The 24,334-nt window shown below is 71.2% G+C and carries 19 protein-coding genes; 8 read left to right on the top strand and 11 right to left on the bottom strand.

Features of this window, described 5'->3' with window-relative positions; all coding sequences use genetic code 11:
- Positions 1-11: 11 nt before the first annotated feature.
- The 5 genes from HDA41_RS04260 to HDA41_RS04280 all read right to left on the bottom strand — a co-directional run bounded on the left by HDA41_RS04260 (position 12) and on the right by HDA41_RS04280 (position 8,835).
- Entirely contained in the window at positions 12-5,087 is a 5,076-nt protein-coding gene (locus tag HDA41_RS04260; RefSeq protein WP_184980816.1) for a non-ribosomal peptide synthetase, read from the bottom strand.
- Positions 5,088-5,152: 65 nt separating this feature from the next.
- Entirely contained in the window at positions 5,153-5,917 is a 765-nt protein-coding gene (locus HDA41_RS04265) for an ABC transporter permease (protein WP_184980818.1), read from the bottom strand.
- Positions 5,918-5,921: 4 nt separating this feature from the next.
- On the bottom strand, positions 5,922-6,716 hold the full coding sequence (locus HDA41_RS04270; RefSeq protein ID WP_184980820.1) for an ABC transporter permease: 795 nt from the start codon (positions 6,714-6,716) through the stop codon (positions 5,922-5,924).
- Positions 6,713-7,690, bottom strand: a complete 978-nt coding sequence (locus HDA41_RS04275) for an ABC transporter ATP-binding protein (protein ID WP_184980822.1) — start codon at positions 7,688-7,690, stop codon at positions 6,713-6,715. The genes HDA41_RS04270 and HDA41_RS04275 overlap by 4 nt, the downstream gene beginning before the upstream one ends.
- Complete coding sequence (locus HDA41_RS04280; protein ID WP_184980824.1) at positions 7,687-8,835, bottom strand: GNAT family N-acetyltransferase; 1,149 nt, start codon at positions 8,833-8,835, stop codon at positions 7,687-7,689. The genes HDA41_RS04275 and HDA41_RS04280 overlap by 4 nt, the downstream gene beginning before the upstream one ends.
- A 434-nt stretch (positions 8,836-9,269) precedes the next feature.
- On the opposite strand from HDA41_RS04280, the gene HDA41_RS04285 reads away from it, so the two are divergent.
- The 7 genes from HDA41_RS04285 to HDA41_RS04315 all read left to right on the top strand — a co-directional run bounded on the left by HDA41_RS04285 (position 9,270) and on the right by HDA41_RS04315 (position 17,421).
- Positions 9,270-10,220: an NAD(P)-dependent oxidoreductase gene (locus HDA41_RS04285; RefSeq protein ID WP_221511411.1), complete on the top strand. Its 951-nt coding sequence runs from the start codon at positions 9,270-9,272 to the stop codon at positions 10,218-10,220.
- Between the two features lie 49 nt (positions 10,221-10,269).
- Positions 10,270-11,523: an ATP-grasp domain-containing protein gene (locus tag HDA41_RS04290; RefSeq protein ID WP_184980826.1), complete on the top strand. Its 1,254-nt coding sequence runs from the start codon at positions 10,270-10,272 to the stop codon at positions 11,521-11,523.
- 46 nt (positions 11,524-11,569) lie between these two features.
- Complete coding sequence (locus HDA41_RS04295) at positions 11,570-12,997, top strand: 4-hydroxyphenylacetate 3-hydroxylase N-terminal domain-containing protein (protein ID WP_184980828.1); 1,428 nt, start codon at positions 11,570-11,572, stop codon at positions 12,995-12,997.
- A gap of 71 nt (positions 12,998-13,068) precedes the next feature.
- Entirely contained in the window at positions 13,069-14,091 is a 1,023-nt protein-coding gene (locus HDA41_RS04300; protein ID WP_184980830.1) for a methyltransferase domain-containing protein, read from the top strand.
- Between the two features lie 26 nt (positions 14,092-14,117).
- On the top strand, positions 14,118-15,071 hold the full coding sequence (speB, locus tag HDA41_RS04305; RefSeq protein ID WP_184980832.1) for an agmatinase: 954 nt from the start codon (positions 14,118-14,120) through the stop codon (positions 15,069-15,071).
- Positions 15,068-16,231 carry an aminotransferase class I/II-fold pyridoxal phosphate-dependent enzyme gene (locus tag HDA41_RS04310; protein ID WP_230299740.1) on the top strand — a complete coding sequence of 388 codons (1,164 nt, stop codon included), beginning with the start codon at positions 15,068-15,070 and terminating at the stop codon, positions 16,229-16,231. The genes speB and HDA41_RS04310 overlap by 4 nt, the downstream gene beginning before the upstream one ends.
- 56 nt (positions 16,232-16,287) lie before the next feature.
- Positions 16,288-17,421 (top strand): GNAT family N-acetyltransferase, encoded by a 1,134-nt coding sequence (locus HDA41_RS04315; RefSeq protein WP_184980834.1) that lies wholly within the window; start codon positions 16,288-16,290, stop codon positions 17,419-17,421.
- A gap of 563 nt (positions 17,422-17,984) precedes the next feature.
- Here the strand turns inward: HDA41_RS04315 and HDA41_RS04320 are convergent.
- From HDA41_RS04320 to HDA41_RS04335, 4 genes are read right to left on the bottom strand one after another with little or no spacing between them, the layout of a single operon-like run.
- The gene (locus tag HDA41_RS04320) at positions 17,985-18,578 is read right to left on the bottom strand and encodes a 2OG-Fe(II) oxygenase (RefSeq protein ID WP_184980836.1); all 594 of its coding nucleotides are present in this window, start codon (positions 18,576-18,578) and stop codon (positions 17,985-17,987) included.
- A gap of 1 nt (position 18,579) precedes the next feature.
- A complete protein-coding gene (locus HDA41_RS04325; protein ID WP_184980838.1) occupies positions 18,580-20,067 on the bottom strand; it encodes a class I adenylate-forming enzyme family protein in 1,488 nt (495 codons plus the stop codon).
- Positions 20,064-20,846 (bottom strand): type III pantothenate kinase, encoded by a 783-nt coding sequence (locus HDA41_RS04330; RefSeq protein ID WP_184980840.1) that lies wholly within the window; start codon positions 20,844-20,846, stop codon positions 20,064-20,066. The genes HDA41_RS04325 and HDA41_RS04330 overlap by 4 nt, the downstream gene beginning before the upstream one ends.
- Before the next feature lie 21 nt (positions 20,847-20,867).
- Entirely contained in the window at positions 20,868-21,422 is a 555-nt protein-coding gene (locus tag HDA41_RS04335; RefSeq protein WP_184980842.1) for a GNAT family N-acetyltransferase, read from the bottom strand.
- A 276-nt stretch (positions 21,423-21,698) separates the two neighbouring features.
- Here HDA41_RS04335 and HDA41_RS04340 point away from each other — a divergent pair, with 276 nt between their 5' ends.
- Positions 21,699-22,505, top strand: coding sequence for an enoyl-CoA hydratase/isomerase family protein (locus HDA41_RS04340; RefSeq protein WP_184980844.1), 807 nt, complete (start codon positions 21,699-21,701; stop codon positions 22,503-22,505).
- On the opposite strand, the gene HDA41_RS04345 is transcribed toward HDA41_RS04340, so the two are convergent.
- Entirely contained in the window at positions 22,482-23,636 is a 1,155-nt protein-coding gene (locus tag HDA41_RS04345; protein WP_184980846.1) for a phosphoenolpyruvate carboxykinase (ATP), read from the bottom strand. The genes HDA41_RS04340 and HDA41_RS04345 overlap by 24 nt on opposite strands.
- Positions 23,633-24,205: a hypothetical protein gene (locus HDA41_RS04350; RefSeq protein ID WP_184980848.1), complete on the bottom strand. Its 573-nt coding sequence runs from the start codon at positions 24,203-24,205 to the stop codon at positions 23,633-23,635. The genes HDA41_RS04345 and HDA41_RS04350 overlap by 4 nt, the downstream gene beginning before the upstream one ends.
- Positions 24,206-24,334 lie beyond the last annotated feature (129 nt).

The following is a 24,334-nucleotide window of genomic DNA, read 5'->3' on the forward strand; positions in this document are numbered from 1 at the left end:
GTCGCATGGGCTCAGCGCCGGTTCTGCCGCCGTCGGCGCAGGGCGTCGCGGACCGCACGGCGGGCGTCGCGCTCGCCGGCCGCCGAGAGCGGGGTCCCTTCGCGGCGCGGAGCGGGGGCGGGCAGAGCGGCGCTGCTGTCCGCGCCCAGGTGGGCCGCGAGCGCGCGGGGCGTGGGGAAGCGGAAGACGTCTGCCACGGTCAGCTCCAGCCCGTCCGCCGAGACCAGCCGGTGGTACAGCTGCAGCAGGCTCATCGACACCATTCCCGCGTCGAAGAAGACGGTATCCGGGGTGAGTTCGGCGCCCGAGCGGCACAGCTCCCGGGCCCGGTCGGTGATCAGCCGGGCGAGATCCCCGACCGCCAGGCTGCCGCTCGCACCGGTGGAACGCTCGCCGCGCCGGTCCCTCAACTGTCGTAGCAGCGCGGGGACATCGGCCTTGCCGTTGCGGTTCAGCGGTAGCTCCGGCAGCCGAATCCAGTGCGCCGGCTGCTGCCAGCGGGGCACGGTCCGGGCGAGTTCGGCGGCGAGTTCCTCGGTGCCGCCGAGGCCGGTTCCGGCAACCCAGGCGAGCAGGCTGCCGGGGTGGTCCGGGTCGGCGGCGACGGCACAGCTGTCGACGCCGCACAGCCGGGCCACGGCGGCTTCCACCTCGTCCAGTTCGATCCGGTGGCCGCCGAGGGAGACCTGCCGGTCGGCGCGGCCCACGAGGGTCACCGCGCCGTGCCGGCCGCGGAACGCTAGGTCCCCCGTGGGGTAGCGGCGGACCCCGTCGGCGACGGCCGTGCTCCCTTGCCGTCCGGGGGCGTTGAGGTAGCCGAGGGCCAGTCCCCGGCCGACGACGACGAGTTCACCTATCTCACCGGTGAGCGCGATACGGCCCTTCGCGTCGACGACCTCCAGACGGCGGTATGGCGTGCCGTTGCCGATGGGCACGGCGCCTCCCGTCGGCGACCATCGGTGCAGGCTGCTGGCCTGCGGGGTCTCAGTAGTGCCGTAGAGGTTGAACAGGGCCGCTCCGGGGGCGAGTCGAGCGGTCTCCTCGGCGCGCGCGTGGTGCAGCGGCTCGCCGTGGAACACCACGGCACGCACCGAGGGCAGCACCCGGTCGGCCCGCACGGCGGTGAGCATGGCCGCCTGCGAGGGCGTCAGGTGCAGCACGGTGGCCGCTGCCTGCGCCAGCAACCGCAGGTGCGCGTCCGGACGTTCGGTCTCGCCGGGACCGGGCAGGCACACTCGGGCGCCGAGGGTCAGCGGCAGGAGCAGGGCCCGCAGCACCGGGTCGTGGGCGGGTGGCGTGGTGAGACAGAAAACGTCGTCGGCGCCCAGTCCCAGCTCGCCGGCGTACCAGGCCAGCGGCTCGGGGAGCGCGTCGGCGGGCAGCACCACGAGCGCCGGCCGCCCAGAGGTCCCAGAGGTCACGATCAGATGTCCAGGCGCGTCCGGAGCGAACTCCGTTTGCTCCACGTCGGCTTTACGCCCACTTAACGCCGACGGATCGACACTCTCGTACAGGACTCCCGGCACGGTCTCCGGCCCGGTGCCCAGCGCCAGGGTGGCACCGGCCTCGGCGAGCACGTCCCGGCGCCACGGCACGGGTGCTTCGGCGTCGACGAGCAGCACCGGCCGGCCGGCGTGCCAGGCGCCGAGCAGCGCCGTGGCCAGTCCCGCGGTACGGCGGGCCAGGACCGCGACGGGCCGGCCCGGCTCAGCCCGCTCGCGCACCAGCGCGCTGACCCGGCGGACCCGGTCGGCGAGTTCCCCGTACGTGACCGCGCCGACAGCACCGACCAGCGCGGGCCGGCCCGGCTCCCGCTCGGCATGCGCCAGCACGGCACGGACCAGGTCGGAGCAGGTGCGGGCGGGGTCGGCGGGAGTGGCGAGGGCGGGGGTGGCCGTGCGCGCCGTGGAGTCTGCGAACGCCGGGGAAGCCCGTCGCTCCGAGTGCCCCGCGATCGTCGACTCCAGAGCTTCCCGGCATGCCTCCAGGAAGTCCTGGGCCGTTCCGGTGTCCCAGAAGTCCGTGGCGTGGACCAGCCGCAGGCGGTATCCGCCGTCGGGGCGGCGGGACAGGTATAGGCCGAGGTCGAACAGGGACCAGCGGGTCCGCGGCTCCTCGGGGACCGTCGCGTGGCCGCCGAAGGAGGTCGGCGGGGCGGCCTGCGTCAGGTCGTTGAACCAGGCCTGGAACAGCGGGTTGCCGTGCGGGGACCGCTCCGCGCCGACCGCCGCCACGATCTCATCGAAGGTCACCGCCATGTGCTCCGCCGCGGTGAGCACCGCCTCGGCAACCGGCCGCAGCAGCACACGCGTCCCGGCACCCTCGGGAACGTCGACGCGGACGGGGACTGTACGCATGAAGAAGCCCACAGCTTCGTGCTGTTCCTCCGTCTCGCGCCCCGACATCGGCACGCCCACGAGCACACTGCGCTGCCCCGTCCAGGCCGTGAGGGCGCGGGCGTAGGCGGCGAGGGCGAGGCTGGCGACGGTGACCCGCTCGGCCCGGCAGGCCTGGTCCAGCAGGCGGCTGGTGTCCGCGTCGAGGTCGGCCACCGCGTCCGCCCCACGGTGGTCCGGCAGCCCGGGGCGCGGCCGGGCGTGCGGCAGGTCCAGGCGCTGCGGTACGCCGTCCAGCCAGGTGCGCCAGAAGGCCAGGTCGGCGGCGCGGTCCTCCTCAGGTGGCGGGGCCGCGGCGCTGAACTGGACGGCGTCCGGCAGCCGCGCGGCGCGGGCGCCGGACCGCGCGGCGTACAGCTCGGCGAGGTCGCGCTGGAGCACGTCCAGGGAGTGCTGGTCGGAGACGAGGTGGTCGACGCTCATCACCAGCCGGGACCGGGTGCCCTCCCTGTCCCGCAGCAGGCCCACCGACAGCCGGGGCAGCCGGTCGGACGGAAACGGCACGTCCGCGATCTCCGCGACGAAGTCCCGTACCGCCTCCTCGGTCACCGCGTCGACCGTGCGCTCGGTGAACGACTCGCTCCCGGCCGACGGCGCGAGGACACGCCGTTGCGGCTCCCCGCCGGGCCCCCGCTCCAGCACCGTGCACAGGGACTCGTGACGGGCGATCAGGTCGGTGCATGCGGCGCGCAGGGCGTGGCCGTCCAGCGCGCCGCGCACGTCGAGAACGCCCACCACGTTGTAGGCGGGCAGGTCGGGAAAGACCTGTTGCCACAGCCACAGCCGCCGCTGCTCGGGGGAGGCCGGGCCGGAAGTGCCCGGCTGCCGCGGGGCGGGTCGGGCGGGCCGCGGTGCCGTGTCGGGCAGGCGGGCGCGCAGGTCGGCGAGCGAGATGTTGTCCCGCAAGAACACCGACAGCGGCAGCCGCACTCCCCACCGGCCGAGGATCCGCCCGGCGAGGCGTGCCGCGGCAAGGCTGTGCCCGCCCGCGTCGAGGAAGCCGAGGCGCTCGTCGTCGGTGACTGCGCCGACGGCCTCCGCCCAGCAGCCGAGCAGGTCGTTGGCCGCCCGTTGGGCGACCGGGGCCGAGGCGGCCAGCAGCTCCGCGGCCAGCGCCCGCAGTGCCTTGTGGTCCTGCTTGCCGCTGCTGGTGAGCGGGATGCTTGCCGCGGCGGTGAACGTGGTCGGCACGAACACCTCCGGCAGCGCCGCCGCCACCCGGTCCCGCAACCCGCGCCACAGCTCATTGCCCGGCTCGGTTCCGCGCGCGGGGACAACGAAGGCGCACACGGTCGGGGCACCGTCCGGGCCAGACGCGGCGACCACGGCGGCGTCCCGCACTCCGTCCAGGTCGCGCAGCACGTCCTCGGTCTCGCGCAGCTCCACGCGCTGGCCGCGGATCTTCACCTGCTGGTCGATGCGGCCCAGGTATTCCAGGGCGTCGCCCCGCCTCCGCACCAGGTCGCCGGTCAGGTACAGCCGGGGCACCGGGCACCACTCGGGCGCCGGCACGAACGCCGCCTCGGTCAGGTCGGGCCGGTTCAGATAGCCGAGAGCCAGTGGAACACCGCCGACGGCGAGCTGGCCCGCCTCGCCGGCCGACACCGGCCGCAGGTCCTCATCGAGGACCACCAGGGTGCAGTTGTCGATGGGGCCGCCGATCAGGACGGTGTCCAGGTCGTCGGCGTGCCGCGGGCACTCCCAGGCGGTCACGTCGATGGCCGCCTCGGTCGGCCCGTACAGGTTGTGCAGGTCCGCGTCGAGGACTGCCCGGAACCGCCGTACCTGCCCCGGGGTCAGCGCCTCCCCGCTGCACACGACCGCGCGCAGCGAGCCGCACCGATCGGCTCCGGGCCAGCGCAGGAACTCCTCCAGCATGGATGGCACGAAGTGACAGACCGTCACCTCATGACGGGTCACCCAGTCCACGACCTCGCCTGGGTCGCGGTGCGCGCCAGGGGGCATGAGCACCTCGGACGCACCGGACACGAGGGGCCCGAGTAGCTCCCAGCCGGAGACGTCGAAGGTGGCGGGCGTCTTCTGCAGGATGCGGTCCTCGGGGCCGAATCCGTAGGCGTCACACATCCACAGCAGTCTGTTGCACAGGGCCAGTGAGGGCACCACGACGCCCTTGGGCTCTCCAGTGGAGCCGGAGGTGAACAGCACATAGGCGGGGTGGTCGTCGGCGACGCGGGCGGGCGGTGCCCACTCCTTCGGGTCCATGGCGCCGGCGGCGGAGAGCGGATCGAGTCGCAGCACCCGGGTGGTGGCCTCGTTGTGGCCGTCCAGACTGTCCGCGGTCGTGTCGGTGACCATAGCGAGCACCGCGCCGGAGCGGTGCAGGAGGTCCAGGCGCCGCTCGCGCGGGTCCTCCGGGGCCAGCGGCAGGTAGGGCAGGCCCGCCTTCAACGCGCCGAGCAGCGCGAACACTAGGACACGGCCGCGGGGTACACAGACGGCCACGATGTCGCCCGGGCGCCCGCCGGCGTCGGTGAGGAGACGGGCGACCGCGTCGGAGGCGGTCTCCAGTTCGGCGTACGTCACCGTCCCCGCCTCGTCGGCCAGCGCGACCGCGTCCGGCGTGGCGGTGGAAACGCCCCTGACGAGTCCGGGCACGCCGAAGGGCGCCGGGCGGTCCCGGTCCGGTCCTCGCAGGATCGCACCTTTGACCTCGGCCGTCGTGCCGTCCATGCGCGTTCCCTTCCGGTGCTTTGGAGCGTGGGGGAGCTGGGGAAGTCCGGGTGGGGCGGTTGTGGTCAGCTGTCCGTGGCGAGCCGACGGGCCCGGCGGTCGTTGCGGCGCAGCATCAACAGCCCCACGGCCAGCCACGCGACGCCGACCAGCGCCTCCAGGGCCGCCTGCGCCGCCCAGGGCCGGCCGTCGGCCAGGGCGCGCAGTGACTCGGCGCCGTGGGTCAGGGGCAGCATCTGCGACACCACCCCCACCGGCTCGGCCAGCCGGTCGACCGGCGCGATGATGCCGCACAGCACGAGCAGGGCGTACACCGCGAGATTGGTCAGCACGGCCGACGCCGGGTGCAGGGCCGCGACCGCGGCGACGGCCAGCCCGAACGCGGTCGCGCTGAGCGCGATCAGCACGAACAGCCCGGAGCCCTGGAGCAGCGCGACCATCAGCCGCCACTCCCCGAAGTAGGCGCACACGCCGACAACCGCCACCAGCGCCGAGGCCACCGCCTCCACGAGGTAGATCCAGCACCGGGTGAGCTGCACGAGGGTCAGCCCGGGCCGGCTCGTGCGCACCCGGTCCAGGGTGCCGAAAGCCTGGTCCTCGGTCATGCTGTCGGCGGCCTTGACGACCGTGGCGAGCGACAGCACGTGCACACAGGCCCCGATGATCGCGAACCGCCGTCCCTCCAGGCCGCCGGCGAGGTAGCCGAGGTAGGCGAGGAACAGGGGCTGGAGCACGGAACGGGGCACCGTGGAGGCGATGAGGCTCTTCAATCCGTACACGGCGAGGTAGTCGCGCCGGGCCGCCCGGGCTACGACCGTCAGCCCGTGCAAGCGTTCAGGAGAGCGCAAGGGTGCCTCGCTCCCTCGCGCGGTGCAGAACCGTGCGGAACGCCCAGCGGGCCAGCAGTGCGTAGCCGCCGGTGGTGGCGCACAGGCAGGCCCATGCCGCGACGCTCTGCGTACGTCCCTCGGCGGCGGCGGTGAGCAGCTCGGTCGCCCAGCGCAGCGAGACCACATCGGGGACATGGCGCAGCCAGCCGGGCAGCAACTCGATCGGCACGATCATGCCGCCGAGCAGGGACATCGGGTAAACCAGCGCCTCGGCGATGCGCATCGCGGCGGGCGTCAGCAGGAATAGGCAGCTGAGCAGCGAGCCCAGCACCAGGGCCGAACCGAAGGTGGCGAGGGCTGCCAGCGTGAAGGCGCCCGGGTGGGCGATGCGCAGCGGCTCTCCGGTGAGCAGGCCGACGCAGCCGATGGTCAGCGCGATCAGCAGGGCGCAGCGCAGGGCGGTGCCAATCGTCTTGCCGAACAGCACCACGCCGAGGCCGGCCCGCCGGGTGAGGATGCCCGGCAGGGTGCCGTGCGCCAGCTCCTCGCGCAGGATCAGGCCGGTCTGCCAGATGGCGCAGCTCCACAGCGCGAGCACGCCACAGCCCAGCTGGATCTGCCGGGCGGTGAGCAGCGACTCCGGACCGCGGGCGAGCAGCGTGGCAAGGCACAGCGCCGCCGGGACCACGCAGCCGGGAATCACGGCGCTGAGAATGTGCTGCTGTCGCAGTTGGAAGACCATGGTGTGCCGAAGCACCGACAGCTGCGCGCGCACCGAGCCGTTCCGGGTGGCCGTCATCCGGCCGTCCCCGAGCGCGAGCCGGCGAGGCGGCCGAACACCTGCTCAAGGCCGACCGGCTGGACGCGTACGTCCTTGATGGCGCCGGCGGGCCACAGCCGGGACAGCTCCCGTAGCGAGTCGGCCGTCCACTCGGTGACCTCGAACTCGGTTCGCCACAGGGCCTCACCGGACGCCCGTTCGCTGGAGACCACCCGGATGCCGAGGCCGCCGACGGCCTCGGCACCCGCCTCGGGGTGGGGCAGGTCGGACAGCACCACGACCGTGGTGGCGCCGCCGCTCTGCTCCAGCAGGTCCGTCAGCGGCAGGTCATGGGTGACGCGCCCGCCGCGCAGGATCACCACGCGGGAGGCGAGTCGCTCGATGTCCTGGAGGTTGTGGCTGGTGAGCAAGACGCCTACGCCTTCGTCGGGCAGCTTGGCCACGACCGAGCGCAGTCGTTCCGCCTCCAGCGGGTCCAGGCCCACGGTGGGCTCGTCGAGCATCATCAGCGCCGGGCGGGCCATGAGGCCGACCGCGAGGTGCAACCGCTGCTTCATGCCCTTGCTGAACGTGCCGACGGAGCGCTCCGCGACGTCGAGCAGACCCACGGACGCCAGCGCGTCGCGCGCGGTGGCGGGCAGGGACTTGGTGGGCAGGCCCGACAGGGAACCGAACAGGACGGCGTTGTCGAGGGCCGACAGCCTCGGGTAGAGCCCGCGGTCGCCGCCGAATACCACGGAGATCCGGCGGCGGACCGCTCTCGGATCCTCCGCCACGTCCAGGCCGTCGACCAGGACCCGGCCCCGGGTCGCGGTCAGCAGGGTGGCGACGATGCGCAGCAGGGTGGTCTTACCGGCGCCGTTGACGCCCAGCAGTCCGACGATCTCGCCGCGGCCGACGATGAAGGACACCTCCGACAGGGCGGTGATGACCTTCTTCTTGTCGACGTAGTCACGGCCCACGCCGTCCACGAGCAGTGCCGGCCCGGTCACCGCGCTCCCTCCCACGCGGCGGGCGCCTCCCAGGCGGAGGTCCACGGCTGCTGCCACTCGTCCGCCGGAAGGGCGCGCCGGCCGAAGCGGCGCAGCCACTCGGAGGTGTCCGCGGGGGCCACCTCGGGGCGGGGCGCGGAGGGGAGCGGCAGCGCAACCGCCCACAGCGGGCTCAGGCGGGCGCCGCGGGCCACCTTCGCCTGATACGTCTCCATGCCGAGGTGCAGCACTCTCAGGCCCCGCCGGTGCATGTATTCAATGGGCAGGTAGTAGCAGAGCGCATAGTACTCGAAGGCTTTCCCGGTCTGTGCGTAGTCGAAGCCGACCGCGCGCGCGTACAGCACATCGCCGAATTCGTACATGAGCGAGAAGCCGACCAGTCGACCGGATCTGCGCGCCGTAAAAACTCTTGAATACTTTCCGAGCATCTCGACCTGCCCGGCGAGATATTCCCGCATCCCTTCGTCCCGCGCTTCATGGCCGTATTTCCGCTGGAGCTGGCCCAGTAGCGGTGCGGCCTCCTGGTGGCAGTCCTCCAGATTTTCCACGTCCAGCTCGTACTCGGCCGACCGGAAGGCGGAGAACTCATGGCGGACGGCAATCCTCCGCTTACTGCTGAGATTCTGCAGATACCCCTCGAAGGAGGCGCCTTCGGTCACCACGGCGGCCTCGGCGCCGTCCAGGGCGACGGCCGCACCGTGCTCCCACAGCCGCCGGGCGGTGCGGGTGGTCACGAAGGGGAACAGCAGGCCGCGCTCCCCCCGGGCCTCGGCCCGGTTCCGCGCCGCGGCCAGCAACGCATCCATGCCGGCGTCCCCGTCGGCGGCCGCGGGCAGTTCGAACCGGTAGCCGCGGCGGGACCCCGCCAGCGCCCAACCGCCGTCCAGACCAAGCAGGTCAAGATGACGGCTGCGCGCGTAGAACGGGTTGTACTCGACGTCCACGTCATAGACCGGGAGGGCGCCGACCAGTCGGTCGCCCCGACAGGCGAGGAAGTACTCCACGCCGGCTCCGGGCTCCCGCTCGACCGAGCCGAGCCATGCATGCGACGTGTAGAGGCCCCCGGGGGCGGCGAGGGTGTCCCACTCCGCCGCCGCGACATCCGCCAGGGACGGCACGGCGCACACCTTGACCGTGACCGACAAGGCGCATCCCCCTTAGCTCGCCATGGTTCATCACTGAGGAAATCGTCGAGGATTCCGCCCCCAGGAAGGAAACCCCGAGCAAGGAAAAAAGGAGTAAGCGCCCCCCGACAGAACGCATGCTAACCGGGCGACAACCAGACTGACAGTGAGTCAGGTCACACGACACCTGTATGCACCAATTGCCCGCAATGCCAGCCAGCCGGCGTTTTAATTCATCGTTCAACAATAATCTCTGGAATAGTAATTACTTGCCTCGGCCGAGCGTGGATGCTTAACTCCCCGAGGAGTGTCGACCGGGAAACACGCATGTACGGACGGTCCAAGACCTGGGGGGAATCATCGACGGCGACCGCACGCCTGCGACCAATCCAGTGGTCTACGCGGCGCTCACCGAGGAACTCCTTCAGCATTCCCTCCCCGTGCTCCGACAGGGCTTGGGATCCTTAGTCGAACTCCGGCCCTGGCAGCAGGCGCCGGAGCGCGGCGGGATCCTGCTGATGGCCCCGCACGAGCTCTCCCCCGCCCAGCGGTCGTCGGTGCTGCGGTCCGCCGAGTGGTCCTGGGTCCATCTGACCTCCGCCGGCGCCGACTTCATGGACCTCGCCGCCTGGTCGGCCGATACCCTGCTCACCCGCAGCTGGCGCTGCTACGCCGCGCCGCTCACCGAGTACGCCCTGCACGCCGTACTGACCCATGAATGGCGCGGCGGGGCACCCTGGCAGGAGCGGGACACCCGCCCGACGCCGACCCCCGACGCCCCCCCGGTCCCGGCCGGGGCGAGCACCGGAGACGGGGCCGGGCTGTGGGGCGCCGACGTCACCATCGCCGGATGGGGGGCCGTGGGCCGGCGCCTGGCCGGTGTCTTCGACGCCCTCGGCGCCAGGGTGACCGTCCTGCGGCGACGGCCGGAGTCCCAGCCGGGCTCCCGGATCACGCAGACCGCCGACCTGCGGCGGGCCCTCGACGCCGACCACCTGGTGGTGGCGCTGCCGCTGACCGACGGCACCCGCCAGCTATTCGACCGGGCCGCCCTCGACCGGGCCCGCCCGGGCCTGCACCTGGTTAACGTCTCCCGCGCGGCCATCGTCGACCAGGACGCGCTCACCGAACTGTGCGCGGCTGGGCGGCTGTTCGCCACCCTGGACGTCACCGAACCGGAGCCGCTGCCCCTGGACCATCCGCTGCGGCGGCTGCCCGGCGTCCGGCTTTCTCCGCACGTGGCGTGGCGCAGCCGCGCCAGCGACTGCGCGTTCGCCGAGGACTTCGCCACCGTCTGGCAGGCGCTCGCCCGCCCCGGTACGCCCGTCCCCGGCACCGTGGCGGCGACCAGAGACACATACGCCCGAGCCGCCGTCCGAGGCACCCTCACGGCGGGCCGGTCATGACCGACTCCCACCCCACCACCCGCAACGGCGCCCAGACGACAGGCCGATCATGACAACCTCACCCACCCCCCACCCAGCGGCACCGCTCACCCCGAACCCGCTGGCGGTGATCCTGCACTCACGACAGCCGCTCACCACCGACCCGGCTGTCACCTTCGACCCCGCGCGCTGGGAGACGGTTGTCCTCACCGATTCCGGGACCGACCCGGTCCTGCGCGAGGACGCGCCCGGCGAGGCCCCGACTGTGCACCGGGCGCCGCGCGACCGTTGGGCCGAGACGATCCGCCAGCTGGCCGGGGACCGGCCGGTGCAGATCGTCACCAACGACGAGTACTGCCTGATCAGCTGCGCCGAGCTGCGCGCGGAGTCCGCCCTGCCCCCCCGGCACCCGGCACAGCCCGCGCACTACATCGACAAGGTACTGATGAAGGAACGCCTCGCGGCGGCCGGCGTGCGCGTCCCGCGCTTCCTGGCCCTGGACGAGGCGCTCGACGCCACCCGGGGCGCCTGCGAGCCGGATCCGGAGGGCCTCACTGAACTCGTCACCGCGCGCATCGGCGTGCCGGCCGTGGCCAAGCCCCGACGAGAGGCCAACTCCCGGGGCGTGAGCATCCTGCGCACACGGGAGGAACTGCGGGACTGGCTCGCCGGGCACAAGGGCGAGCGCGGCTGGCAGATCGAGGAGTACCTCGACGGCACCTTCCACCACGTCAACAGCCTGGTCCGGGACGGAGTGGCCACCCCGGTGCAGACCGGCACCTACCTCGGCCCGCTGCTCGACCTGCCCTCCGGCCGCCGGCTCGGCGGCTGGACCATCCCGCACGACAGCGAGCTCGCCCGCCGCGCCCACGCGCTCAACCACGAGGTGGTCACCGCGCTGGGAGGCGAGGGGGCGTTCGTCGTGCACACGGAGTTCGCCGTCACGGGCGACGACGAGCTCGTCGTCGTGGAGGTCGCCGGGCGCGCCCCCGGCGCCCTGGTCTCCGAACTGGCCCGGCTGCACGCGGGCCTGAACCTGGAGGAGGTGAACCTCGCCCTCCAGGCCGGACTCCCCGTCCCCGAGCCGCACTCGACCGGCACCGAGGCGGCCTGGGTGTGGATCCCCGTCATGCCGGGCGAGCGCTACCGGCACGCCCCGGACATGACGAGCGAGCGGCTCGTGCACGTCCGGCAGGCCGCCCGGCAGACCCATACCGGCGCCTCGGGCGCGATCGGCGTCTCGGTGCTGCTGTGGCACACCGACCCGGGCGTCCTGGCCGTCGACGTGCGCACCGCGGCCACCGCCGCGTGGTGCGGCGCCTGACCCGCGCCGCCGCTTCCCGACCACCCCAGCGCAACTTGGAGAACCCATGGCCACCAGCACCGCACCGCCGAATGGAATCCGGACCGGCGAGTCGTACCTGGGCGGCCTGGCCGACGGCCGACGGGTGCACCTCGCCGGCAGGCTCGTCGCCGACCTGGCCCAAGACCCGGCGACGGAGGGAATGGCCCACTTCCTCGCAAACCTGCTCGACGCGCACCACCCGGACGGCGGTCTGACCGGCGCGGACGGGCACCCCCTCGCCTACTCCCTGGCCGGCTCCGGCGACCAGGTCCGCGAGCGGGGCCGCGCCTTCGCCCGCACGGCCCGGCTGAGCGGCGGACTGATGGGCCGCAGCCCGGACTTCGTCGCCACCGTCCTCACCGCCTGGGCGGGGGCGGCCGACCACTTCGGCCCGTACGCCGAGAACGTCCGCGCGTACTGGCGGCTGGCCCGCGCCTCGAACCTCGTCCTGACCCACGCCATCAGCGACCCGCCCGCCGACCGCCATCTGGGCCCCGGCCCCGACGGCGAAGTGCAGTCCCTGCGCGCGGTGCGAACCACCGAGGACGGCGTGGTGGTGCGCGGCGCCAAGATGCTCGCCACCCTGTCGCCGTTCGCGGACGACCTGGTGATCTACCCGTTCCGCCCGCTCGGCGAGACCGAGACCGATCAAGCCCTGTGCTTCGCCGTCCCGGTCGCCTCCCCCGGGCTGACCCTCTACTCCCGGCCCTCGTACGCTTCCGTTCCGGCCGGTGACGGGCCGTTCGCCAGCCGCTTCGACGAGCTGGACGCGGTCTGCCACTTCGACGACGTACTCGTGCCCTGGGACCGCGTGTTCATCCACGGCGACGTGGCCGCCGCCAACAACCTGCGTCCCGGCACCGACATGACGTCGTACGCCTGGCACCAGTCCGCCGTCCGCGCCTGGGTGAAGGCGGAGACGGTGTTCGAACTCGCCGCACGGTGTGCGAAGGTCAGCGGACGGGACCGGCAGCCGGTCGTCCGACAGCAGCTGGGCGAACTCGCGGGCATCGTGGAGACGCTGCGCGGACTCGTGGTCTCCGCGGAGACCAGCGCTCGGCCGAACGACTTCGGCCACCATGTCTGCGACTCCGTGCCCCTCGCCGCCGCCGGGATGCTGAACGCCCGGCTCTACCCGCGCGCGGTCGAGCTGCTGCAGGCTATTGCCAGCAGCGGCCTGGTGATGCACCCCGTGGCCTCCGACGAAGACCCCGGGGCCCCCAGCCACGCGTTCATGCATACCTACTTCGCCGGATCCGGCGTTGACGGCATCACCCACGGCCGGCTGCTGCGCGCCGCCGCCGACCTGACGATGAACCGCTTCGGCACCCGCCAAGCACTCTATGAACGGCTCTTCCTCGGTCCTCCCGAGGCGTTCCAGGGCAAGTTTTACGACCTGTTCACCGCCGGTCGCCGGGTCGACAGCCCGGTTCTCGACGGCCTCGACAGCTGACACCCGACGGCGCCCGACCGGCGCCGGCCGCGTACCCATCGACGTACTCATCGACACCGATTGGATCTGCCATGCCCATTCGCGAGTCCCACCTCGTACGCGCTCTGGAGCCGTTCCGGGGCTACGTCCTGAGCACCATGATCTTCACGCTCCAGCAGTCCGGCCTCCAGGACGACTTCACCGCGGGCACTACCGTGGACGCCCTGGTCGAGGCCAAGGGGCTGGACCGGGCGCGCCTTGTCGCCATGGCCGACTACTGGGTCGCCGCCGGCCTGCTCGACCGCTCCGGTGACGGCATGCTCACCCTCACCGACCTCGCCCGCCAGTACGAGGCAGCCCGCCCCTGGTACGAGATGATGGTCGGCGGCTACGGCCAGACCTTCCTGGCGCTCGGCGACCACCTGGCCCAGGGCACCGGCCCAGCTCCGCGGCGCGGCGGCTACGTCGGCAGCGGCAGCTGCGGCATCAGCATGCACGACTCCCTCCCGCTGCTGCGCAAGCTGCTCGCCGAGGACGGCCGCGACTACCGGCGGCTGGTGGACCTCGGCTGCGGCAGCGGCGTCTACCTGACCGAACTGTGCGCCGACTACCCGGAGATGACGGCCGTCGGCATCGAGCCCGACGCCGACGGCGCCGCCGCCGCGCGGGAGTGGGTGGCGGGCCAGGCCACGGCGGACCGGGTGACGATCGAGCAGGTCGACGCGGTGCGGTGGATCGAGAACACCGAGGACAAGCCCGACCTCGCCGTGCTCGCCTTCGTCATCCACGAGGTGCTGGGACAGGAGGGCGAGGAGGGCGTGCGCCACATGCTCACCAAGCTCTTCACCGAGTCTCCCGAGCTGACCCTCGCCATCATCGACATCGACCTGAAGTCCTCCGACCGCGAGGCCATGTCCCAGCCGCTGGCGCAGGCGTACTACAACGCGTATCTGCTGATGCACCCCTTCACCAGCCAGCGTCTGGAGACCAGGCAGTGGTGGGAAAAACTGTTCGCCGAGTGCGGGCTGAGCGTCGAGGCCTACGACACCACCGACCCCTCGATGGATTCCACCGGGTTCTGCGTCGGCTGGCTGCTGCGGAAGGCCGCCGCGTGAGCGAGCATTACCGGCCCCGAGACAGCATGACCAAACCGCGGATCGCCTCCGGTCCGCGTACCTTCATGCGGCTGCCCTGGGTGGATGATCCGCTTGAAGCCGTGGGCCGCGTCGACGTGGCGGTCGTAGGCGTGCCCACCGACTCGGCGGTCTCCTACCGCTCCGGGGCCCGCTTCGGGCCGGAGGCGATCCGTGCCGCCAGCATCCTGCTGCGCGACCACAACCCGGCGACCGGCGTGGACGTCACCCGAGTCCTGTCGATGGTCGACGCGGGCGACGCGCCCGTGGTCCCCGGCTATCACGAGCTGACCCTGGAACGGCTCGAGGCGTTCTTGGCGCCGCTGTACGAGCGGGGCATCGTGCCGCTGCTGCTGGGCGGCGATCACAGCCTGGTGATGGCGGAGATGCGTGCCATGGCCCGCACCCTCGGGCCGGTGAGCGTCATCCATTTCGACGCGCACGGCGACGTCCTCGACGACTACTACGGCGTCAAGCACTTCCACGGCACGATGTTCCGCCGCGGCGTGGAGGAAGGCGTGGTGGATCCCCACCACAGCGTCCAGGTCGGCATGCGCGGCTCGGTGCACCCCGACGACGTCGACTCCGGCAAGGCTCTCGGCTACGAGGTCATCGGCTGGGATGAGCTGGCCGTGACCTCGCCGCAGGAGTTCGGCCGGAGGGTGCGCGAAAGAGTGGGCGAGCGGCCCGTCATGGTGTCGTTCGACATCGACTTCATCGACCCGGCATACGCGCCGGGCACCGGCACCCCGGAAGTGGGCGGACCGAGCTCGTACCAGACCCTCCAGTACCTCAGGGCGCTCGGACCGCTGAACTACCGCAGCCTGGACATCGTCGAGGTTGCGCCGCCGTACGACCACGCGGACGTCACCAGCCATGCCGCGTCCGTGGTCGCATTCGAACTGCTGGGACAGGTCGCGCTGCGCTCGCGCGCGACGGCAACGGGGGAGGAGACCCGATGACCTTCATATCCGGCGGGTCCGGGAAGGCCGTGCCAGGCCATGAGATGGGCCGGCGAAATCTGACCTCCATGGAGACCGACGCGCTGCTCGACGGGCTCAACGTGTCGGACGGGCATCCCCGGATGCCGCTGACCGAGTCGCAGCGCGCCATCGTGGAGAGCCTGCCGACCCTCTTCGACGAGGCCGAGAAGCGGGTTTTCGAGGAGGTCGAGGCGGAGACTCAGCAGGCGTTCCTGCACGCCATCGGACAGCGGCAGGCGCCCATCGGCACCGGCCGGCTGGTCAGCTGCTACTCGTCGTCCGTGGCGATGGACATCACGGCCCGCGCGCTCGCGCACCGCACCGGCACCGTCGCCCTGGTGCACCCGACCTTCGACAACATTCCGGACCTGCTCAAGGGCCGCGGCCTGAGGCTGCTGCCGGTGCCCGAGGCCGGCCTGGAGCGCGGCGAGCCCGAACTGCCGGACGAGGTCGGCGCGGTGTTCGTCACCACGCCGAACAACCCGACGGGCTGGGTGCTCTCCGAAGACGGGCTTCGCCGGCTCGCCGCGTTCTGCGCCCGCACGAACCGGGTGCTGGCCATGGACACCTGCTTCCGCGCGCAGGACACCCGGGCGCAGTACGACACCTACGCGATCCTGCAGGAGTCTGGCGCACAGTGGGTGGTCATCGAGGACACCGGCAAGCTGTGGCCGACCCTGGAGCTCAAGGCCGGGTTCCTGGCCTGGGGTGAGAACACCGATCTGCCGCTGCTCGATTACTTCAGTGACGTCCTGCTGTCGGTGTCGCCGCTGGTGCTGCTGATGCTCACCAAGTTCGCCCAGGACGCCGAGGCGGGCGGCTACGCGGAGCTGCACGGGCTGATCGCCCGCAACCGGCGCGCGCTGGCCGAGGTCCTCGACGGCGGCCCCGTGACGCTCACCGACCCGAACGCCCGGATCAGCGTGGCCAGGGTGACGCTCCCGGAGGGCGGGCCGAACGCCCTCGCGCTCTACGAGGAGCTGGTGGCGCACGGCACCCATGTGCTGCCGTGCGGCCCGTTCCACTGGAACCGACCGGCGGACGGTGTGCGCCAAGTCCGGCTGGCCCTGGCACGCACCGAGGAGGACGTGGTCCGGGCGGCCCGCACCCTTCAGGACGCAGTGCGCGCGCACCTATAGCCGATGGGCGGCCCAGCCGCCTCCGTTCCTCTTGAACGACCCCGTGCACAGTTTGGATGAGTGCGATGGATAACACCCCGGCCGGTCTGCAGCTGGAGACCGTGACCACGCTGGAGAAGGTCACAGCCGAGGAATGGGACGCCCTGGCCGAACCCGAGGGCTTCTACATGTCCCACGGCTGGCTGCGCTCGGTGGAGCGCGAGAGCGGTGCTTCGGTGACGTACCTCCTCGTGTACGCCGGCGACCGGCTGGTGGGCGGGCTGCCGCTGTACGAGGTCGAGCGGGAGCACAACAAGTTCTACGCGCTGCGGCCCAGGCTGGAGCTGATGGGCGCCGGCGGGGACTGGGGCGTGGCAGGGTCGCACCGCGGGTACAGCTGCGGCATCCCGCGGGCGGCGGAACACGAGGAGGCCGTCCTCGACCTGCTGCTCGCCGCCCGCCGCGAGCTCAGCCCGCCTGCCCGCGCGGGCTCGCTCTTCCTGTTCGCCACCAACCGCACGGCGGCGGCCCTGCACCGGCGCGGGGCCGCCGTCGACTTCGACTGTGGCGACGCGAGCCTGTACACCGGTGGGAAAAGTTTTCCGGAGTACTGCGCCAGGCTGGACAGCCGCCACCGCCGAAGCAGGCTCCAGCGCGAGTACGCCCGCTTCCTGGCGGCCGGTTACGAGCTCGGCCGACAGCGGCTGAGTGAGTGCCTGGACGAGGTGGCCCCGCTGCTGGCGAACCTCCAGGCAAAATACGGACATTCGACCTCCGCCGAGGAGATCCACCACGAATTCGCTGACCAGGCCACCTGCCTCGACGACCGGTCCGTGGTATTCACCGCCCGCTGCGGCGGGCGGCTGATCGGCGCCGCCGTGATGTACGAGTGGCGCGGCACCCTCTACGCTCGCGCCGCCGGGTTCGACTACGGGGCGCTGCGGGACGCCTACGAGTACTACGGCCTGTGCTACTACCTGCCGATCGACTACATGAGCGAGCACGGCCTGACTGCCCTCCACCTCGGCATCGGCGCCTACGGGGCCAAGGTAAAGCGCGGCGCCCGCCTGGTCCCGCTGTGGACGGTCGCGCTGCCCGACGACCCCGCCGACACCCCTCGCTTCACCCCACCGGACCTCACCCATTGGCAGATGGATCACGGCCCTGCCGCGGCCGCAGAGGACTGGCGGCACCCGTGGACCGCGCGTTGACCCGTCAGCCGCCCGACAACGCCAGCCTCGGGCACTGTTCAGGCGCCGCCGCCGCGCGAGCAGCGCTTTGGCCTGCTGCTGGTGTTGAATCGGCCATCGGTCCGTTGACCGCCGGGCGGAAGAACGCGGCGCCCACGCCGCTGGCCGCCGCGGCGAGCGACAGGCCCGACATGCTGGCGCTTCCCGTCGCCGTCAGCAGGGCGAGCTGCCCGGCCGCGTGCAGGGCTCTCCCCCACATGACGGCGCGCCGTCAGCCGGTCCGCCCATACGCTGGACGGGAGGTGGCACAGCTCCTCGGAGCTGGCCGGCACGGGCGAGCACAATGCCCAGATTGGTGGGGGAACCAGTGTTCCGCAGCACGGCGAGCTCCGGGACGATCGGCACGGCGGCGTTTCCGGTCTCGGCCAGAGTCCGCCCGTGCCAGGAGTGCCTGAAGGCCTGGTCCCGTAGCAGGGGCCCAGGACGGTGGGTCCGATCGCCAGGATGGTGGTTCCCCAGTACTTCGTGGTGCCGCGTGTGCTCGTCGGCATGTTCGTGGCGATGGCGCCCGCCGCCCGCGCCGATCAGGTCCGCAGCCGAAAGTTAGCCACCAGCGCGTATTTGTCGCCGCTCGATACGGTTTGCCCGCGGTGGCGCAGTTCGGACCGGAAGAGCATCACCCGGCCCTGCCGGGCGGTGACCTCGAAGTCGGGCTCGCCGGACTCTGCCAGCTGGAACTGCGTGGCGCCTCCTCGTAGTTCGCCGTAGGGCAGATAGAGCACCATGGTGAAGCAGCGGGGCCGCTCGGGGCTGGAGTCCCGGTGCCAGGGGAAGCTGTCGCCGCTGCGGGTGTGCTGGTACTCCAGCACGCACAGCTCGCTCGCGGCGCCGCCGGTCAGCAGCCGCTCGCCGGCCTGCTGGACGGCGTGTGTCACGTACTCGGCGAGTTCCAGCATCGTGTCGGTCATCCGGGTGCGCGGGATGTGCTGCTGCACTCGCCGGGTGACGTCCACGCTCTGCTGTGCCCGCAGCCCAAAGGGAGCGGGGGCCCACAGCGGGGAGTCCAGGATCACCCGCTGCATCCGGTCCGTCAGGTTGGTCGGCACCGAGTCGGTGGTGAAGACTCCCGCGGCGCTCTCCCGCCACTCCAGGGCGAGGTCTGCTGTGCTGCTCGGCATGTCAACTCCAGTGGTCCACAGAGACGATGGGCAGGCCGGAACTCGCGGCGTCGCCCGGCCTGACGAGGGCCACCGTGCGCCGGTACATGCCCGCGAGGTCGTACTTGTCGTTGGCGGTGCGCGGCAGCGGGGAGCGCGAAACGATCAGATAGCCGGGGCGGGTGCCGTGCGGGAGCTGGGCCAGGAAGTCCCGCTGCAGGCTCCGGCACTCCTCGCCGGACGGGCCGTGCACGATCAGCGCGATGTCCTCGCCGAGCCGCTCAGACGGCAGCGCCTGAACGACGGCCTCCTTGGCCCGCAGGGTCCGGCGGGCGGCGTCCACCAGGGTCGCGGCGCAAATGTTGACTCCGCCCCTAATCACCATGTCCCGGCTGCGCCCGACGATGACGTAGCCGTCCGCCGTCGCCCGGGCCAGATCGCCGGTCCGGTACCAACCGTCGGCATCGGTCTCCAGCGGCCGCGGCCGTCCGTCGCGGACGACGGCCGCCGCCTGCGGGTAACCGCGCGCGAGCAGATGTCCGTACGGTTCGGCCTCCCTGCTCTGCCCGGCCACCGGTTCGATCCGGCACTCCACCCCCGGGAACGGCCGGCCGACGAAGCCGGTCGGCGGGAGAAACCCGGGGTCTATGCGGGCCGACAGCACGGCGTTGGTGAACTCTGTCATCCCGTACAGGACGGTGACCCGGCTGCCGAGCGCGTGCAGCGCACCCACGAGGGTGCCCTCCACGGCCATGCCGCCGGTGATGATCTGCCCGGGCCAGCCGTCCGCGGCGGACGGACCGGAGCGCTTGCCGAGGAGGTCGAACAGCACGGTGGGGACCCCGGCGAGGTGAGTGGGACGGTACCGGTCCACCCACTCCGCGAGGATCCCGGGCTTCGCCTCGGGCGGCAGCAACAGTACGGCTCCGGAGGCGAGGGCCGCGCGCAGGCCCACCACACTGCCGCCGACATGCCACAGGGGGGCGGTGACGAGGTAGCGCGCTTCGGCGCCGAGCCCGGTGCGGTCTGCGAATGCACGCGCATTGCGGACGAGGGCGGTCCTGGAGAGGAAGACGGTCGTGCCGGAACCCGTCGACCCTGAAGTGCTGATGGCCAGCCCCCAGTCAGGGTCCGGTTCCGCGAAGGGCTCGGAGTCGGGGAGCTTCTCGATCTCCAGCCGGGCGGCCGGGCCGGGCGACAGATGCGCGAGCACCGTGGCTCCGGAGGACCGGGCGGCCGCACGGAGCGCCGTGTGGTCGGAGCGCGGCGCCAACGGTAAGGGCACCAGCCCGAGTTCCTCGGCGGCGAACTGAAGGGCGACGGCCTGCACGCTGTTGCGCAGCGCGATGGCCAGCGCTGTTCCCGGCTTGAGGTCGCGGACCCGCGTCCGCACCAGGTCGGCCGTGGCGCGGACCAGCTCACGCAATGCATTCTGATCGAGCGCGCTGGGGGTGCCGGTCAGCGCGTCCGCCGCTATCAGCACGGGCCGCGATGACGAGGGCTCGGTCATGCGCACACTCCGGTGGTCAGCCGTACATACTCGGCGATGCCGCGCAGGTTCAGGTGGGGGTCGTAGGGCAGGCCCTCGGGGAACAGGTCGAGGAACGGCACGCACCCGCCGCCGGTGAGAACCGCGGGCAGGTCCGCGCCAGCGAACTCCCGGACATGGCTGATCAGTCCGCCGACGACCGAGGGCACCACCACCCGGCCGCCGCGGCGCAGCGCCTCCTCGGTGGTGTCCGGCATACCGGTGGGCCGGCCACCGCCCGGCACCGAGAACGCCGGCAGGGGCAGTCCGGTTCGGTCCCGGAGCGCCCGGTAGGACAGATCAACACCGGGATACACGATGCCTCCGGCGTACGCCCCGTCCGCCGTGACGAGGTCGACGCACAGGGCCGTGCCCATGTCCACGACCACGGCTTGCGACCCGAACCGCCGGTATGCGCCGAGCGCCGCGGCGAGCCGGTCCGTGCCGAGCCGTTCGGGATTGCGGGTGCGGACCCGGCCGGGCAGCGCGGCTGCGGTCATGTACTCCACCGAGCACGAGCGACGGCGGCGTAGCGTGTGCATGGCCGTCCTCACCCGGCCGGCCGGGTCGGAGACGACAAGCCGCGGCCGCGTGGTCGCTGGAGCTTCGCACAACAGAGAGTCGAGAAAATCAGCGAGCCGGAGATCGTCCTCGGTACCGGCCTCGGCAACCGGAGTCGCGGATACCTCGCCCAGGGAACCGTCCGGCCGTAACGCAGCGACCTTGATCCGGGTATTTCCCGCATCTATCAGAAAGTGCAAGAATCACCCTTCGTGATCGACTTATTGATCGAGAAGCACGACGCGGCTCGACACCAGTTCCGTCTTTTCCCATTCTGGGCGGAGAATGGAAAAGACATCGAGATCCACAAATCCGTCGTCCCGCCGGACATGAGAACGTAGGGTGCCCTCGTGGGTGAGCCCCAGCTTTCTCATCACCTGTGCGGCGCCGCCATTGGTGCGCATCGAGCGGCCGACTACCTTGTAAACCTCAGGGCGGCGCAGGAATATGTTGGCCAGCGCGGCACCGTGCAGCAACGTGCCCCACCCTTGGCGCACCGGGAGCCCCGGGGCGAGCATGATTTCCGACTCGTAGACATGCTCGAAGGGCCATTCGACCCGCCCGGCCGAGAAAGCCATGATGGCGCTGTCCGCCGACTCCAGGATGTAGGCCCCGCTCAGCGGGTCCTTTCTGGTGCGCCGGACAAGGGCGAGTAGATCCTCTTCCGAGGCAGCCTCGCCACGCGCGGAAAACTGTTCCAGCGCACTATCGGTCTGCAGCCAGGAGGCCACCAGCCCGACGTCCTGAATGTCGAACTTCCGAATGTGCACGGTCATTTCGGTCGGGGTCGCCATCATGGCTTTCGGTCGCGAACGGTGGCTCAGATGACGTCGCCCGAGTCGGTCGTCGGCTTGGGGTGAATGGTCGTTCCAATGCGCTTCAGCATGCGGATTCCCTCCTCTGGAACACAGGGCCGTGAATATGAAAACTCACCGAACCTTTGTACCATGGAAGATCGACAGCAGGCTGTGACGTGCATCACTCCGCTGTAACAAGGTGCACTATGCCAGTTTCGCCTGTCATGCGAATAGTCTGAGTTTCTGGGGGCACATATGACGGTCCGGATAGACCGCGAAGCGGAACACGTAACTCTACTTGTGGAGAATCCAGAGAAGCGGAATGCGCTCTATACTGAGGATCTACCCGAACTGCTACGGCTGGCCCAGCAGGCCGTGGACAGTGGAGCAAAATCTCTGGCGCTTCGTGGCACCGCGGGAAATTTCTGCACGGGCACCGTGGTCGAGGGGGCCGTCGACCCCCGGGCCATCTTGCTCCGCACTCAGAAATTTCAGCAATTCGCGGCGGCCTTCGCAGCGCTCCCACTGCCCACCCTCGCCGTGGTCGAGGGCTATGCGGTGGGCGGCGGCTTCGAGCTGTCCCTGTGCTGCGATTTCGTACTGGCAGCCGAGGACGCGCAATGGGGTATGCCTGAGGCGGATCTGGGACTCACGCCGTCGTGGGGGGTGAGTCGTCTAGTGGCCAGGGCCGGGGTGCAGTTCGCCCGTCAGATCCTGCTGCTCGGCGCCATCCATCCGGCGGCGACCGCAGTGGAGCGCGGCATCTGGGACCGCCTTTGCCCAGCGCAGGACTTGGACCACGCTGTGACGGAATGGCACCGGCTGATCGCCGTGAAGAACCCCCAGACCCTGCGGCAGATGAAGACCCTGCTCAACTCACTGGCCGAACCCGGCCCGCGCGAATGGGGGCTGGAGATGCTCAGCGCAGGCTGGTCATGGGCGGCGGAGGGCCACTGGCGGGCGCCCGACGGCGACGACGGGCGAAGCGTCCGCAGCTTCACGGAAGGCACCCCGCCCTGGACCGTCCGGCGCGCGGCGTCACGCGACTTCTGGACCGGCTGAACCGGACCTCACCACGGTCCCGTCGCTAAGGAAATTCCCCAGCACGTCGATGGCCGCGTCCACGTCCCGCCCGCCCCGCAGTTGGACCGCGTCGATCTTCCCGCACTCCTCTACGAGCCGCAGAGCAGCGGGCGGCAAGGGCAGCGGCGCTGGGTAGCCGAAGCCGGTCCAGACAGGCCATGCCGGGTCGAAGATCGGGGCCTCCGCATGCAGTCGGCCGGGAACCTCCTGCGCTGGCACCACGGCAAGCCCGGCCCGATCACCGGCCGTCAATCGGGGCCACACCAGGCAGGCGAGGCCGGCGGACGGCAGCGGGGTCGTCCCGAACCAGGAGGCCACGCGTCGAGAGCCCACTTCGATCTTCCGCTCCCTCTCGCGCCAGTCGGACGCAGCGACGAACGGGAACACCTCCTGGTAAGGGTCGAGATGCCGCAGCAGTCCCAGTCCCCGCAGGGTGCCCGCCGCCATCCGCACGGGCAGCGGGATACCGAAGGCCTTGACCGCTGTATGCCCAACACTGGCCTCGGAGTCGTCCGTGGCACGCAGCATCACCAGGTCGTTCGTGATGAACAGGCCTCCCAGCCGTTGCATGGCCGCCAGGGCGAGGGTCGTCTTGCCCGAACCGGACGACCCCGCGAAGACGACCGCTTTGCCGTCCACCGCGACACAGGAAGCGTGTACCGGCACGCAGTTGCGCTCCTGGACCAACAGCGAAACCAGCACCGTCCGAACCACACGCACGCCTTCGAGCAGCAGCGCCTCGGGATCGGCCGCCCACAGGTCCACCTGACGCCGTCCCGGGTCCGACCGGTAGACGAACCGGCCCGTCCGGTCCACCGCGTTGCGCACGCCGCCGGGACGAGGCTGGTCGATCAGCAGACTGCGGTGAATCTCGATCGGAACCGGCCGCAGCAGCCCCGCGCGGGTCACCTCCGCCCGACGCGCCTCCACCTCCTGCGCGGGTACAAGATGCAGCCGGACGAGAGCGTCGCTGTTCTTCCCCGCGTTCTCCGCGACCCGGAAATACGGCTCATATGCCACAGAGGCATACGTGTGGAATGAGTCCCACCCGTCCGACTCCACCCCCACGCTCAGACCCTCGCACGAGATACAGACGCGCGGCATGCTCATCGGACGGCTCCCTCGGCGTCGGCCCGCACATACTCGACCAGTAGATCCGTCCGTGATCCATATGCAGTAAGGGTCCAAGACCCATCCACGGCCACCGCAGTCCCGGCGGGCACCGCGAGTGCAAGGGCGCACCCGCCATCGGAGGTGAGAACGATGTCGCCCTCACCTTGCGCAAACGGTTCAGTCTCATCAATTGCCAGGGCCAACAGCACCGTCAGCGCCCGAGAGCCACCGGAGAAGCACGCTTCGGCTACCCGCGCTGAGGTATGGCTGCCCCGTCGGAATTCCTGGCACGCGACGGCTGGCCAGGTGCGGTCTCCGAAGACGCTGTGCTCCGTCTCCAGGATGTGTGCGTCAACCAGTCGATGCACCGCTTCCGCGTAAATCAACATCTCAGGCGTCATTCGCTCGCCTGGTAGCACCGCAGAGCCGACGGCTCCCGACGAATTCCAGTCTTCCGACACCTCCAGCAGCGCCCGGAGCCGCCGACACTCGTGCTCATAGAGAAGCGTCGTGCAAAAAGCTCCCGGAGCGATACGTTCCGGCGCGATTGCGTCCAGTCTGTGCATGCGTGTCTCCCCCGATGATCCGGACCATTACGTACCTGGTCGCGCTCAACATCCCCGGACTCTACGTCAACGCGTCCCAACAACGGCACACACGTTCGCGGTGCCGCAGGGTCAGAAGTGGGCAATTGG

Origin of the sequence: Streptomyces caelestis, assembly GCF_014205255.1 — a bacterium.
Taxonomy (GTDB): Bacteria; Actinomycetota; Actinomycetes; order Streptomycetales; family Streptomycetaceae; genus Streptomyces; species Streptomyces caelestis.